At 44.9% G+C, this 14,340-nt stretch carries 15 protein-coding genes and 1 tRNA gene; 4 read left to right on the top strand and 12 right to left on the bottom strand.

Going from position 1 to position 14,340, the window contains the following annotated elements; genetic code table 11:
- The 7 genes from ABW391_RS25585 to ABW391_RS25615 form a co-directional block, all read right to left on the bottom strand.
- The coding region (locus ABW391_RS25585; RefSeq protein ID WP_353484749.1) for a hypothetical protein at positions 1–407 on the bottom strand (407 nt) is incomplete at its 3' end.
- 93 nt (positions 408–500) lie between these two features.
- Positions 501–1,358: a hypothetical protein gene (locus tag ABW391_RS25590; RefSeq protein ID WP_353484750.1), complete on the bottom strand. Its 858-nt coding sequence runs from the start codon at positions 1,356–1,358 to the stop codon at positions 501–503.
- A 248-nt stretch (positions 1,359–1,606) separates the two neighbouring features.
- Positions 1,607–2,389, bottom strand: a complete 783-nt coding sequence (locus ABW391_RS25595) for a helix-turn-helix domain-containing protein (RefSeq protein WP_353484751.1) — start codon at positions 2,387–2,389, stop codon at positions 1,607–1,609.
- Positions 2,390–3,283: 894 nt separating this feature from the next.
- Positions 3,284–5,980: an ABC transporter permease gene (locus ABW391_RS25600; RefSeq protein ID WP_353484752.1), complete on the bottom strand. Its 2,697-nt coding sequence runs from the start codon at positions 5,978–5,980 to the stop codon at positions 3,284–3,286.
- Positions 5,977–6,318, bottom strand: a complete 342-nt coding sequence (locus ABW391_RS25605; protein WP_353484753.1) for a PadR family transcriptional regulator — start codon at positions 6,316–6,318, stop codon at positions 5,977–5,979. The genes ABW391_RS25600 and ABW391_RS25605 overlap by 4 nt, the downstream gene beginning before the upstream one ends.
- Before the next feature lie 228 nt (positions 6,319–6,546).
- Entirely contained in the window at positions 6,547–7,239 is a 693-nt protein-coding gene (locus tag ABW391_RS25610) for a hypothetical protein (protein ID WP_353484754.1), read from the bottom strand.
- Positions 7,236–7,772 (bottom strand): hypothetical protein, encoded by a 537-nt coding sequence (locus tag ABW391_RS25615; RefSeq protein ID WP_353484755.1) that lies wholly within the window; start codon positions 7,770–7,772, stop codon positions 7,236–7,238. The genes ABW391_RS25610 and ABW391_RS25615 overlap by 4 nt, the downstream gene beginning before the upstream one ends.
- Positions 7,773–7,929: 157 nt before the next feature.
- On the opposite strand from ABW391_RS25615, the gene ABW391_RS25620 reads away from it, so the two are divergent.
- Both ABW391_RS25620 and ABW391_RS25625 read left to right on the top strand, forming a co-directional pair.
- Positions 7,930–8,685, top strand: coding sequence for a L,D-transpeptidase family protein (locus ABW391_RS25620; protein WP_353484756.1), 756 nt, complete (start codon positions 7,930–7,932; stop codon positions 8,683–8,685).
- Positions 8,682–9,482 carry a hypothetical protein gene (locus ABW391_RS25625; RefSeq protein ID WP_353484757.1) on the top strand — a complete coding sequence of 267 codons (801 nt, stop codon included), beginning with the start codon at positions 8,682–8,684 and terminating at the stop codon, positions 9,480–9,482. The genes ABW391_RS25620 and ABW391_RS25625 overlap by 4 nt, the downstream gene beginning before the upstream one ends.
- Positions 9,483–9,498: 16 nt before the next feature.
- Here the strand turns inward: ABW391_RS25625 and ABW391_RS25630 are convergent, their stop codons facing one another.
- The 5 genes from ABW391_RS25630 to ABW391_RS25650 form a co-directional block, all read right to left on the bottom strand.
- Positions 9,499–10,818 (bottom strand): serine hydrolase domain-containing protein, encoded by a 1,320-nt coding sequence (locus ABW391_RS25630; protein ID WP_353484758.1) that lies wholly within the window; start codon positions 10,816–10,818, stop codon positions 9,499–9,501.
- Positions 10,819–11,026: 208 nt separating this feature from the next.
- Complete coding sequence (locus ABW391_RS25635; protein ID WP_353484759.1) at positions 11,027–11,308, bottom strand: DUF2442 domain-containing protein; 282 nt, start codon at positions 11,306–11,308, stop codon at positions 11,027–11,029.
- A 10-nt stretch (positions 11,309–11,318) separates the two neighbouring features.
- A complete protein-coding gene (locus ABW391_RS25640) occupies positions 11,319–11,558 on the bottom strand; it encodes a DUF4160 domain-containing protein (protein ID WP_353484760.1) in 240 nt (79 codons plus the stop codon).
- 89 nt (positions 11,559–11,647) lie between these two features.
- Positions 11,648–11,720: transfer RNA gene (locus tag ABW391_RS25645), tRNA-Ile, on the bottom strand.
- Between the two features lie 45 nt (positions 11,721–11,765).
- Complete coding sequence (locus ABW391_RS25650) at positions 11,766–12,476, bottom strand: YebC/PmpR family DNA-binding transcriptional regulator (protein ID WP_353484761.1); 711 nt, start codon at positions 12,474–12,476, stop codon at positions 11,766–11,768.
- Positions 12,477–12,586: 110 nt separating this feature from the next.
- Between ABW391_RS25650 and pxpB the strand changes: the two genes are divergently transcribed.
- Positions 12,587–13,306, top strand: coding sequence for a 5-oxoprolinase subunit PxpB (pxpB, locus tag ABW391_RS25655; RefSeq protein WP_353484762.1), 720 nt, complete (start codon positions 12,587–12,589; stop codon positions 13,304–13,306).
- Complete coding sequence (locus ABW391_RS25660) at positions 13,284–14,258, top strand: 5-oxoprolinase subunit C family protein (RefSeq protein WP_353484763.1); 975 nt, start codon at positions 13,284–13,286, stop codon at positions 14,256–14,258. Before pxpB ends, ABW391_RS25660 begins: the two co-directional genes overlap by 23 nt.
- Positions 14,259–14,340: the final 82 nt, after the last annotated feature.

Consider the following 14,340-nt stretch of genomic DNA (forward strand, 5'->3'; position numbering starts at 1 on the left):
TTGAGATCCACAGCGTCTAAATGCTTAACATCTATGCTTTGGATGTATTCATTAATGGGCATTTGCTTACTTATCGTTAAAAAAACATCCGCCATAAAAAGGCCAAAAGCCAGCAATAGGAGCCAAAAAACTGGACTCCGCCATTCGCGAACAAAAAGGATTAAGGTAATGATGTAACCATACATGATGATCGGCCCGTAGACCCCCATGCGAGCCCGCATGAAGCCATCGGTCAATTGCCAAGAAGCTGCCCAATTTTCTGGCGGCATCAAATCTCCTTGCTGATTAATGAAACCAAAAATAGAAGGGTTCATTAAACTCGAAAAGTGAATTCCGGCATAGCCTGCCGCAATGAGCAGAATGAGGTAAAGGGCAATCGTTTGGATTGGGTAAAGGATTTTTTTCATAGTTTGATCTTATCAAAAAAGAGATGAAGTTCAGCTTATAAGTGCTTACAGGCTGCCGCCTTCAGTACACCTTTTGTTTGATTGCAGGTCTTTCTAGGCTGCAATTTCACTTTTCCCAGGTTTTGTCAAAAGCCCTATCCCCAGCCAGTACAATAATAAAAATGGCATTCCTGGGATAAAGAATAAAAACGAAAGTTCAAATCCCTTGGGAAGGTTCATTTCAGTAATGTAGATCGCTGTTGCCGAAACAATACCCAATAAACTCAATATGCTAAGAATGATTGGGCTCAAAATATTGATTTGTCGGAATTGGTATAAATGGATTGAAAGCCAAATGATCAAAGAGTACTGGATTAGCCTGCCAAATACGCCAATGTCAATACAAGTCATGTTGTCATAGCTTTTACCAAATGCTTCAGCGTTTTTACCTTGATTTACCCAATCTTTCAATGCTTCTGGATAGAAATAATGGTGTGTGAATTCCCAAATGAATTCTGCAAAGGCAAGGATTAGCGCAACGGTAATTACCCACCTAGTTAATTTTTTAAGTTTTAAAAAATTGCTGCGGTATAAAAATAAGATGAAGATGATAAAAAGAAGCGTTGCGAAGAATAGATAAAGATACCTTAAATGTTCTCGTTCGGGGTGTTCCAGCATATTAAGGGTAAGGTCAGGCGGGGAAACCAAGCCAAAGATTCCTACAATCGGAGAGGCAAGTAAAAAAAGAAATGCCCCGCCAATAGAAATGCTTTCAAAAGATTGAGCGACATATTTCAATAGTAGGAATGCAGTTGCAGCTAGAGCAATTGAAATAATTGCCCAAATGATTACAAAGCCCTTAAAACTGTTCGTTTCTACATAGGGGGAATATTTACCTATCGCATTCCCTATCAAAAATGGGAGTAAAACTAAAAATACACCGGTCAGGGTGAGTAGTATTTTCTTTTTCATGTGCGAGTTAGGCTTAAGGTGTTGAAGTTGTTGTGGGATTTAGATTAGGTAAATAGAAATGACTCACAGTGTTTTCATGTTTTGTTTTTTGTCAAAATGTTTACGCACGTTTACCAAATCTTCGAGATTCACTAATCGTCCTAAAAACCAAGCCCATAACTTTTAGGTGATTTTTGACAAACCTACAACCCTACCTTGAAAAGTACTTAGTAAAAAAACGACATTCTGATTTTCAATGATAACAAGCCCTAGTAAATAAGCGCTTGTTCAAAATCAAAATTTGAAGGAACTTTGGAGGTGAAATGCCTAAAATCTCTGAGCAGGTGCATATGGTCATGGTAACCGCATTCGTAGGCGATGGTCATCCAACTGTATTGAGGGTGTTCCTGCTTTAGTTTCATCGCCCGACTAAAGCGCACAATCCGACTAAATCGTTTGGGAAGTATGCCTACCCGCTCGATAAAATTGCGCTCAAATTGCCGGGTACTTAAATAAGCTTTTTGGGCAGCATCATCTACCGAAAAAGATGCTTTTCCTTCCAACATGGCCTGAATCGAAACATCAATTGCCAACGTGTCCTTTAGTGGCGATTGCGCTTTTTTCAAAAAAAATGAATCTAGCAGGTTCCTCATTTGCTCAAAGCCCGCTGACTCTTCAATCCGCTCATACAGCTCTTTGAATTCCGAGCCAAAAACCTCAATGGTTTCTATTGCTCGGCTCCCAAAACTAGACATTGGTATGCCAAAAAGACGAAAAAATCCAGTAGGATGAAACAGCACCTTTAGCATCACATAATGCCCATTCCACGACATAATCGGTAGGTCTTGGTTGGGAATACAAATGATGGTTGAATGAAGTTTAGTGGTATTATCGGCATAATCTGCGCGTACTTTGGCTTTTGGGTAAAAATAGAGGGCATGTTCTGGCATCACCGTTGTTTGCAATCCAGGATTGGAGAAAGGCACTTCTAAGTACCAATAGGACTTGATGTAAGATTGCAAAAAAGGGTGCGGCGGTTTTTTGACATGCATAATAGGTGAATAAAAGGGAATTAGGGATAGGGTAAAGCTAATAAAAAAATGAATCAAGCTTTACTTGCTAAAGTTCTCGCAGTTTCAGCGTGTATGGGTCATCATTTTGACCCGAGGCAAGCCAAACAAAGGAAACAAACAGAAGGATTGTTAGTAAAGATTTGAATCCAAGCATGAGTTGATGTTGTGTAGAAGCTAGTTAAATGCGTTCTGATAAAGTCATATCAATTAAATTAAGGAAAAAGACCAAAAAGGTCAAGTGTTGTTGCCAATTTGTGCAGGTGCTCAGCCTCCAACGAAAGAAAATAAAATCAGAAACATAAACGAAAACCAAAAAATATAAACAAATAAATTTCTCTTTTTGATGATTTTTTTTAATTCGATATTGTCTTCAGTAGTTGATTTAATTAAAAAAGGGACAATGGTTCGATCAACATGATTTCGTAGAATAACATCCGCAAAAAAATTAAAAGCTCTATTTCGCTTGTTGGCACTTATTTTGGAAGTGTATACAGCAATGATAAATATAGAGATTAAGGTGGAAAAAAGCAAAAATGAAGCTATTGAATTATCCATGATTGAAAAGCTTTAGTCATTGGTTTCATCTCCCCGTTGGTTCAAGTTTTCTGGGCCAGTAGGATGCTGGTTCAATGTCTCTGAACCCATTATTTTCAAACTCCGAGACAATAGTATGCACGCTATTCAACACTACATACTCACTCACTGTTCGGCAATGAAATAAATTTGCTGTAGGTAGACTTACTGGAACCTTATTTACCAACCAGGATGTGGGCCTGTAGACCATGTTCCTAGCGTCATGCCTTGGAAGTTAGTGGATAAGACTTGGGCTAGCGGGTCTGGGGATGTTTTTGATGCTTAATATTCATTGCCCCCTCACTCCGACTTCAAGCTCTCCGTCGGATTCCGCAGAGCCGCTTTGATGCTGTGATAACTCACCGTCAGCAGGGCAACGCCAATGGCCATCAAACCGGCGAGTACAAAGACCCACCATTCAAGGTTGACGTGGTAGGCAAAGCCAGTTAGCCATTTGCTCATGGCCCACCACGCGATGGGGCTAGCGATGCACAGTGCAATCAAAACGAGGATCAAAAAATCTTTAGACAGCAAGGCGATAATGCTGCTGATGCTGGCACCCAAGACTTTGCGCACTCCAATTTCCTTGGTGCGTTGCTCGGCAGTAAAGGTGGCCAATCCCAACAACCCCAGGCACGAAATCAGGATGGCAATAGCGGATGCGGTATTGACCAGTTGGGCGGTTTTCTGCTCTCGGCTGTACAGTTTTTGGATTGAATCGTCCAGGAAACTGTATACAAATGGTTCATTGGGATAAACCGCGTGCCAGCTTTTCTGTAATTTGGCCAATATCGAGCCTAGATCACTGATGTTTTTGCCTTTGGTGGACACTCTTACCGCCAAATCCTTGGCCATGTCAGGAATATAAGCGATGACCGTTGGTTTGATCAGGGCGTGCAAAGAATTTTCATGAAAATCGCTGATCACGCCCACGATGGGGTATTTGCGGTTGTTGAGCATCACCAGTTTACCCAGTGCTGCTGCGTTCGTTTTGAACCCCAGCTTTTTGACCAAGGTTGCGTTGACTACCAATTCTTTCAGGGTATCACTGTGTTCCAGGTTGCGCCCGGCCAGTAGATTGAACTGGTACAAAGGAATAAAGTGCTCATCACCCACTTTGGCAGATACTTCAAGATCTATTTTGTTTTTGCCTTCGTAAGTGAGCATGGAAAGCATGTACCAATCACTCAACGGTGCCGACCATTGCATGGCAACTTGCTCAATATCAGAATTTTGACGGATTTTTTGGGCTAAAACCGCGCTTTTGTCATCGCGCAGCGTGCTGATGGTCACCACCGCATCGGAAGAAAAACCCAGGTCTTTGTTGCGGATAAAACTCAACTGTCGCCCCACAATCAGGGTGGCGATGATGAACAACAAGGAAATCGTGAATTGGAAAACAATCAAGCCCTTGCGCAAATACCCTTTTTGTTGGCCGTTGCTTGCACTGGCGCCTTTCAACGCCAATGCTGGTCGAAAAGCCGATAATACGACGGAAGGGTAAAAACCTGCCAGAAAAACAGTGACCAAGGTAATGACCAACAGAAAAAGCAAAATTCCCGGATTGAAAAAAGAAAACTGAACGCCCGCTGGAATGAAAGAGCGGAAAGCAAACAAAAGGGGCTTGGCCAAACCCAATGCAATCAGCATGGAGCAAAGTGTCAAAATCAAGGTTTCGCTCATGAACTGGCCTATCAAATTGCCCCGGTTGCTCCCCAAGGCCTTGCGCACCCCGACTTCTCTGGAGCGACGTACGGATTGGGCAGTAGCTAAATTGATGAAATTGATGGCTGCAATGAGCAAGATGAAAAGCGCAATGCCGATCAGTCCGTACAAGGTAGGCAGACTGGCTTTGCGGGAATAATTGTCCTGATAAACTTCATTAAAATGCAAATCTGACAAGGGTTGCAAGCTGGGTTTGAATCGAAATTCTCCTGTGCCGCGATTGGGGCCAAAATGTTTTTTCCCAAATGTCGCCAACTGGGCGATGGCTTTTTCTTTGGTATTGCCTTTGGTCAGTTTGACAAAGGTTTGTGAAGCCGACCAGATGTCCGTCCATTCCTCCAGGTTGATTTCTCTTTTTAAAAAACTGGCTCGGATAGTGGCAGATGAAATAAAATCGGTGAACGTAAAGTCAGAGTTTTGCTTCCAATCGGCTACAATTCCGCTCACCGTCGTGCGAATGGAATCGCGGTAAATGATTTCTTTGCCCAGGATGCTGCTCAAGGGAAGCGCCCCAAAGTAGAGGCGGGCTTTTCGTTCGGAAATCACCACCTGAAATGGGTCAGTGAGGGCGGTTTGTGGATTGCCAGCCAGCCATTTGTACCGAAAAACCTCAAAATATTCTGGATCAGCCAGCACGATCTGGGCAGGTTCGATGTCCATGTCTCGGCCTTTGAATACCTTAGGGTCTTTGGATCCGTTCGGAATGATTACGCCAGATTCCATGTTGTGAAAAGAGGCCACTACCTCAAAACCACTTACTTCATTGCGCAGGGCTTGTGGCACGGCCCGGGGTACAAAACCGATGGCTTGAGCATCTGCAGCCTGGTTGAATTTAGCGGTACCAATCACGCGGTAAATCCGTTCGCTGTCGGGATGAAACCGATCATAACTGAGTTCAAAATGGTTGATTACCCCAATGACCAAACAGGCACTGATGCCCAGTGTAAGCCCAGTCAGATTGATGAAGGAGCTGACTTTATTGCGGATCAGGTTGCGCCAAGCGATTTTAAAATAATTGCTGATCATAGCGAGTCGGGTTGAAAGGGTATTTGGATAAGGATTGGGATGTCGTTTCAAGGCAAAGGGTCTGATAAAGCTGAGTACTGCCCAGGTGTATTGTTGGCGGGCACTGCGCTCGCCAAACAAAGTGACTTGGCGTTGAAAGCGTTCGTACAGATCGCCCTGAATCTCTTCAAGCAAATGTGGCGCACAAAACCATTCGAGCAAGCGATCGGCCCAGCGCGGCGGATGGGGATTGGATGGCTTTTTCATGAAATGGCAATGGCTGGTAAAGAATTGGGTGGAATGGCGTTCCACAAGCTTTCGCGAACGGAACGGATTTCGTTCAGAGTTCGACTACCCAGTGCAGTTACGGAAAACAGGCGTTTGCGGCGACCGCCGCGTTCATTGGTTGCATCGCCCAGATAGGAAGACAACATGCCCTTCTCTTCCAGACGGTGCAAGGCAGCGTGTACTGCACTAAGACTAACGCTGCGCCCCGATTGCTGATCAAGCTCGTTGGTGATGGATACGCCATAGGCACCTTCGCCCAGTACAGCTACGGTAAGCAGTACGATTTCTTCAAATTCTCCCAGGTAATATCTTCGCATGGTTTGGGTATTAAATCAACTTTTGTAGAACAAATGGCGTGCCAGAAATTTAAAAGACTAAAAGTGAGTTGGTTAGGAATCGAAAGCAATTTTGGCTATGCCCGAAATCGAACAGGTATGCTCGGAATTGTACAATTGACTATGCATGAAAAAGCTATCCCGGCTGCATCCATAAAAAAACCTCAATCGGTATTCCTGTTTCGCCAATGAGCAAGATCCTAATGTGGGTCAATCCAATGCCCGCATTACCTGTCCGTATTCATAATCAGAAGATATCGTTTTGGCTACATTGCGATAAGCTTTTTCGGTGCGCTCATTTCTAATCATTTTGGCGGCCACTTGCAACAAAACATTACTTTTTTCATATTCGGACTCAATGCCACTGGCCGCGTTGATCAAACTGATCCATTGCGCTTCAGATTTCAGGTTTTGGGAAGCCAATAACTGTAGAACTCTAGATGCTTCGTAATCAAAGTCAATGTTGCCCAAGGTGCTAACCAGTTTGTCGAATTCAGCACTTTTGGGGATGTCTTTTTCAAAAAGGGCCTCAAGTACATTGGCTTTTTCAAAATCGGAATCCATTTGCCCGACAACACTCAGGAATTGATTAAAATTTTGTGCACCTGGAGCAGATTTTTGGAGGATTGCTTTTAATACCTGGCCTTTTTCAAAATCAGAATCGATGTTATCAACCACATTCAGGAACGTCTCAAAGGCGATTTCATCCAAATTCCCTTGTTTAACTACAGCTTGGAGCACATTGGCTTTTTCAAAATCCGAGTCGATGCTGCTTGCTGCCTCAAAATAAGCCTTGGTCGATTCTGGATATTTCAAAAACGCGACAGTGTAATTCCTCAACAGTTGGGCTTTTTCAAAATCAGAATCGATGAGGTTACCTGTTTTTTGAGCGATGGAGGTCAATTCAGCAGCGGTTGCGTCGTGATTTTTAATAAGTAATCCAGGTAAATGCCTTTGGCATAATCACTGCTCAGTTTTTCTACCCGCATGAAGACGGCCTCGCTGCCTCCCTTTTTATACAAGCGTATTACACTTCCTTTTGCATCAATGCCATTAAGAATCATCTCATTGACAATTGTGGCAATAATTTTTTTGCCTTCCGCACTATTGGGGTCAATAGTGTTGCCCTGCTCAGACAATATGTAGGTAATCTTTCCTTGGGCATTGCTTTCTACGCTGAGCTTTAGCCCATTTTTGCGGTAGTCTAAGTAAGCTCTAGGAGAGAGACTTTGAATCGCGGTTTCCTCTTCATTAAATACTATGTCTCCTGAATATTTCAAGTCTATGAATTCTCCATTGCTGTTGTAGTTGAAGCTGACTGTACGTTTTACGTCATCAGTGGAGGTATTGAAAGTACTGGAATTCCGGTCTCCTTGACAAGCTACTGATAGGAGCAACACGAAAGTCGAAATAAAGATTGGTATCAATTTTTTCATTAGATGGAAATTTTTATAATCAAAGTATGGTGATTGGACGAGTATTAAGTGCTGAAACCAAATCAGCCAAAAAATAAATCAAACTTGCAAATGATATTTTTAAAATCGATAAATCGCGGATAAAAATTGACGTTATATACGCAAAATCCATTTCCCCATGCGAAAACGACTTCATCACTTTCTACTCCTTATCATCATGCTGAACATCCTAAACTGTAGCGGCCAGGTGAATACCAGCAACATCAGTGAATTCTTCGAAGGCGATAGAGTGGCCCATGCCCGCGAATTGGTAGGCGAAAAACTCATTCAAGATTTGGCGCAAAAGGGTCTCAAATCGGGTAGTCCCATCTTTATCCGTGCCTTTAAATCCGAGCAAGAATTGGAGGTATGGGTGCAGGATTCCGTGCAGTATCGTTTGTTTCGCACTTATCCGATTTGTACTGTGCCAGGGGTATTGGGTCCAAAACGAAAAGAGGGCGATTTGCAAGTGCCGGAAGGCTTGTACTGGATCGAGGTGTTCAATCCCAAGAGCAATTACCACCTCTCGCTGGGCATCAATTATCCCAATGCTTCAGATCGCGTGCTTTCAGATCCGAAGAAGCCAGATGGCGAAATTTACATCCACGGGGCTTGCGTATCGGTAGGGTGCATTCCGCTGACGGATGCCTTGATTCGGGAAGTGTATCTTCTTGCCCTGGATGCCAAAACAGCGGGGCAGGAGCAAATTCCGGTGCACATTTTCCCTTGTAGAATGACAGCAAAAAATAAGACGAATCTTCTGGCACGCAACAACCCCCAGTTGATTCCTTTTTGGGGGAATTTGGCCGAGGCGTATGATTTTTTTGAGGAGAAGAAGGTGGTACCAAAGTATGGGGTGGATAAGGTTTCTGGAAGGTATCTGTTTGAAAAATGATCCTATTTTGGATTGGGATTATTCAAAAATCTAGTGGCTTTTTTAAGAATTTCATGATGAAAATAGATCCTCGAATTTTACGATTTGCATTGAGTTTACTTATTTTCTTATACTCAGCATTTTTAGTAGAATTTCTGCATGATTTCTTTCCAGGTATAGGGCCAATCTCAATGGGCACCTACCCTTTGACTTATCTTATTGGTTTGATTAGTAGTGTCTTGGGGTATAAGTTGATGATAAAAATGAAATCATTTTTCAGGTGTTTAGCTGTATTTTTTTCCTTATTTCTTTTAATTACATACATCGCTTTTGATCTTCATGAATCCCCAACTGTTGACGCACTGAAATCTTGTAAAGATGCCATTCGGATTATGCGCCATACTGAGAACATTACCTTTAAGGATATTTTTTCTGAAAATCGTACTTACTCAATTGCTGGAATGGTAAAATACAAAGACGTATTACCAGAATATTTATACTCCTGTACTTACGAAGAAGATTCTCATCCATTTTATTCATTCTATCTTTGGAAATCTGGAAAGAAAATTGGCTCAAACAACAAATATTGGGTCATTGATAGCTTATCAAGGCAAGATACAGCCATTTTTAGAGATGTTGTTAAAGGGGCTCGCTACGAAATTATAGCTCCTCCAGCACTTTTTTCAGGCTCAAGTAAGCACCTTTTTAAAGAAATTTACGGGGATTTAGAAGTCACTTTTTGGCCAATCTCCCAGAATATGAATCATGGTTTTGAAACCTGGTTTTATCGATTTTTAGACATCCGATGGAATAAATAAAGCTGACATCGCCCCCCTAAAACGCCCCCAAAATCTCCTCAAAAAAGCGTTTGTCCTCAAAATTGTTGTAGCCGGTACAGCCCAGGCGCACCACAACCAACTGTTTGGAAGGGACGATCAGCACTCGTTGGCCTTCAAACCCATCTGCATAAAACAGGTCAGCGGGCATGCCGTCTTTGCGGTACCCGATCCAGAACTGAGCAGCGTAGAAGCCATCTGAATGTGGGGTCTCTTTGGCGGAATAGGCCGCCCAACCCTTGGGCAGAATCTGCTCGCCCTTCCAAACACCGTCTTGCAAGTACAACTGACCAAACTTGGCCCAATCCCGCGCCGAGGCAAACATAAATGAAGACCCCACGTAATTGCCCGAGGGATCGGGTTCGAGAACGGCGGTACTCATGCCGAGCTTGTTGAACAAACGCTGGTGCGGAAAAGCCAGGTAATCATCCAGACTTTTGAATTGGCGGCGAATGATTTCTTGTAAAATATTGGTCGTGCCGCTGGAGTAATACCATTCACGCCCTGGTTTGGCCTGCATTTTGGATTGCAGCGCAAATTGCCCCGCATTGGGTACCCGGAACAACATTTTAGTGGCATCACTCACGTTGCTGTAGTTTTCTTCAAAATCCAGGCCACTGTTCATACGCAACAAGTTATCGAGTTTGATCGCTTTCCGTTCGTCGTTTTTCCATTCCGCAATCGGGGCAGGGGCATCTACCTTGAGTTTTCCATCCTTAACCAGGAGGCCAATCATGGCATTGGTCACACTTTTGGTCATCGACCAACCCAGCAGCGGGGTAGTGCGACTGATACCGGGTGCATAACGTTCGGCTACTACCTTGCCACGGTGCAGGACTACAACCGCACGGGTCAGCACCGGGAAACTGGTGTCTGGCTCGGCAAAAGCCCAATCGAGGGTCTTTGCCAGGGTTTGGCGTTGGTCTTCGGATAGGGTAGAATCGGGTAACTCTTGAGTTGTTTTTGCGGTAAAATCCAGTTTGGTCTGCGCTTTGAGTTCCTTCGCCGTTAATGAATTGATCAAGGTACAACCCAATCCAGGCCGGTACAAGGCCGTTTGTGACACCAAACCAAACAAACTGGCCGTAGCCGTGTGGGCTTTGCGGTCTATGGTTTGGGTGCCGTAAGGAATGGTGTACAAATCTTCTTTTTCTACCGAAGCCAAACTGCGTCCCGAAACAAACACACAAGAGCAAACCGTTTTGGCATTGTAGGCCGCCCCAATTTGAGCGTATTGGTAGTAGTAAGGACCAAAATAGCCGATGGCAATGACCAAAACAAGCAGTATGCCAAGGAGGAATTTTTTGAGTAATGACATAGGTGTTGAAGATTAGGAACGAGAAAAAAATAGACTTTACGATTGACGAATATAAAGTGTAATCTTTCAACAAAGGTTAAAAAAATTTTAGGGGAAATCCTCGACGTGATCAAAACCAACTTTTCCCAACTTTTGAGCGTTCAGTCCATTGCCAATCCTTACCAACTGATTGCCAACGAATAAGTACTTTTATAAGTGAAGCCCTTGCCTAAGCTACTTTAGCTACCAGCTCACTGATATTAGAAACCTCCACCCCTTTCATCCACAACTCATACTCACTCAAATCAATTTCGTCATTCCAGATTACACCGTAGCCACCATTGGCGATGTGCACAGTGTTGAAAAGGGCTTCGTCCTGTAAGGCGCGAAAAGCGGGTGTTTGCAGGCGTTCAGCCAGGGAATATACTTTTATCTCGCCATTGTCAAAAATGAGAAAAAGGCGGTAGCCAGGGAGCGGTTCTAGGTATTTGATACGTGGGTAGTTTTCCATGGCGTGCAGTTTAATCGATGTTTTGAATATCTTGGGAATCCCACATATCCTTCAATTTGGATTGTCGTGATTTGGCCCACTTCTTTACCTCTTTTTGATCCTTTGTACTTAAATTTCCTTTAAGCATTTCCAAATCATCTATTTTAAACAAACCCTCATTTTCATTATTGCTGGCGTGAAAATGAGGCGGGGTGTGATCACCAAAGAACATTCGCAGGATAATTCCTTTGATTTTTCCAATAATGGGCATCTTGTAGGTATATTTTAGAAAGTAAATTTATCTACAAATACGACATCGAGTAATTCAAGTATCTATTGGATCTTCAAGAGAAAAAAATGTGGTCCCTGTAGGATTTGAACCTACGACCCCCTGATTATGAGTCAGACGCTCTAACCACTGAGCTAAGGGACCAAAAAAGAATGCAAATATAGCGAAACCTGCCACAAAGGGCAAGTCTTACAGTATCATATTGTGGAAAATGTTGACTACATCTTCGTCTTCTTCCAGTTTGTCGATCAGTTTTTCCACGTCGACTTTTTGTTCCTCGGTCAATTCTTTGCTGACGTTGGGGTTGCGTTCAAATTCGGCGCTGACCAGTTCTACGCCCCGGTCTTCGAGGGCTTTTTGGATGGCACCGAAGCTTTTGAAGCCGGCATAGATTACGATACAATCTTCTTCGGGAAAAAGTTCCTCCAGGCCATGGTCGATCAAATCCAGTTCCAACTCTTCGATATCGATGCCTTCGGCTTTGATTTTGAATACGCTGTCGTGCGAAAAGATGAAATCATGACTGCCGGAGCTGGCCAGGGTGCCGCCGTACTTGGCGAAGTAGCTGCGCACGTTGGCCACGGTGCGGTTGAGGTTGTCGGTAGCCGTCTCTACGATAAAGGCCACTTTGTGCGGGCCGTTGCCCTCGTATACGATCTCTTTATAGTCGGCAGCATCTTTACCCATGGCTTTTTGGATGGCGCGATCTACGTTGTCTTTGGGTACGTTGAGGGCTTTGGCGTTTTGGATGGCAATCCGCAACTTGGCGTTGGTCTCTGGGTCAGGCCCTGCCTCTTTTACCGCAATCGTAACGTCCCGGTTTACTTTGGTGAAGATTTTGGCCATACTGGCCCAGCGCTTTAGCTTACGACCCTTTCTGAATTCAAACGCGCGACCCATATCGTATTTGGTTATTTGACTTGATAAACGGATGCAAAAATATCATCTTGTTGCCAAGGAGTAAAGGAAAGGTCGATCTTTTTTTGCAATCGGGGATATATCTTTGTCCAATGCAGCCACAAATACATCCATTGGGCGATTATGGCCTACTTATTGATTGGGGCGATCGGCTAGATGCGGAAACGCAACAGCAGATTCTGGCTTGTGGGCAAGCATTGCAGCACCGCCAATTGCCAGGAGTGCTGGATCTCATTCCAGCCTACAGCAGCCTTGCGGTGTTGTTTGATTTGGCTTTTTTGTTGAAAAACTTCCCCCAACAATTGCCATATACCTTGATAAAATCCTGGATTGAGCCCATTTTAGCAGATTGCCTCCACCAAAAAACGAGTATGGGTACCCGCCATATGGCCATTCCGGTTTGTTTTGCAGCACCTTTTGCACCCGATCTGGCAGAATTGGCGGCACAAAAGAACTACACCGTAGCAGCTTTCATTCAGGAGTACTGCGCACAGGCTTACCAGGTATACCTGATTGGTTTTTTGCCTGGTTTTGCCTACATGGGCATGTTGCCTCCCCATTTGGCAACGCCCCGCAAAGCAAATCCACGTACCCACATTCCGGCGGGGAGTGTGGGCATTGCGGGCGCTCAGACGGGCATTTACCCCCTGGAATCTCCTGGAGGTTGGCAATTGATTGGGCGCACGCCCTGGCGCATGTTTACGCCTGAAAAGGAGCCTCCTGTGCGGCTTCAAATGGGCGATGAAGTACGATTTTACCCCATTTCCGAATCCGAATTTTTGACCCAAAATGAGCATACTGATCGCGAGTAAAGGCTGGCTAAGCACGGTGCAGGATCTGGGCCGACCAGGGTATGCCCAATACGGCATCAACCGTTCTGGTGCAATGGACCCTCTGGCCTTGCAGGCTGCCAATGCGCTGTTGGGAAATCTTGCCCCTACCGCTGCCCTGGAAATGTGCTTTCCGGCACCTGCGCTCTTTTTCCAGGCACCTGCCCTGATCACCCTGAGCGGCGCTGATTTTGGGGCGAAAATTGGCGATCGAGCTTTGCCCCGCTATACGCCGATTTGGGTGGACGCAGGCACCGAATTACAATTTCAGCATAAATACTGGGGCCAATACGCTTACCTGAGCATACAAGGAGGGCTGGATATTGCGCCCTGGCTCAATAGTCAAAGCACCAACCTGAAAGCCCAATCCGGCGGCTGGCAGGGCCGGGCACTCCAAAAAGGAGATGTGATTCCTCTCCAGAAGACTTTTTTGGAACAGATAGGGCAGGGGCTAAAAATTGCCAAATACCACACCCGACTGGATCGGTTTTATGCCCCGACTACCCCGATCCGCTTCATTCCGGGGCAACATTACGCGCAGTTGTTGCCCCACAGCCGGGAGCAATTGCTTACCCAATCCTGGCGCATCGGCAATGCCAGCGACCGCATGGGGTATCGACTGGAAGGGGAGGGGTTGCAGCTTTCCACTCAGGATAGCTTGTTGTCGGCAGGGCTTACGCGGGGGAGCATCCAGTTGCCGCCCAATGGTCAGCCCATTGTGTTGATGGCCGATCACCAGACTACGGGCGGGTATCCGCTGCTGGGGCAGGTGATCCAGGCCGATTGGCCGCGATTGGCGCAACTGGGGCCAGGGGACAGGTTTCAGTCGCAAGCTGTCGGGATGCAGGAGGCAGTGGAATTGTACCGGGCGGAACTGGAGTTTTTGGGGCGCTTGCGGGTGGGAAGTAGGCATGCATTGGTTGCATTTTTTTAGCTTATGTTGTGCAGCTTCGCTGCTTGGTTTTTCCACCACCTTAGGCACCTGAGATCTGTCAATTACCCACAAAATCGACAAA

Origin of the sequence: Haliscomenobacter sp. (genome assembly GCF_040403615.1) — a bacterium.
Classification (GTDB): domain Bacteria; phylum Bacteroidota; class Bacteroidia; order Chitinophagales; family Saprospiraceae; genus Haliscomenobacter.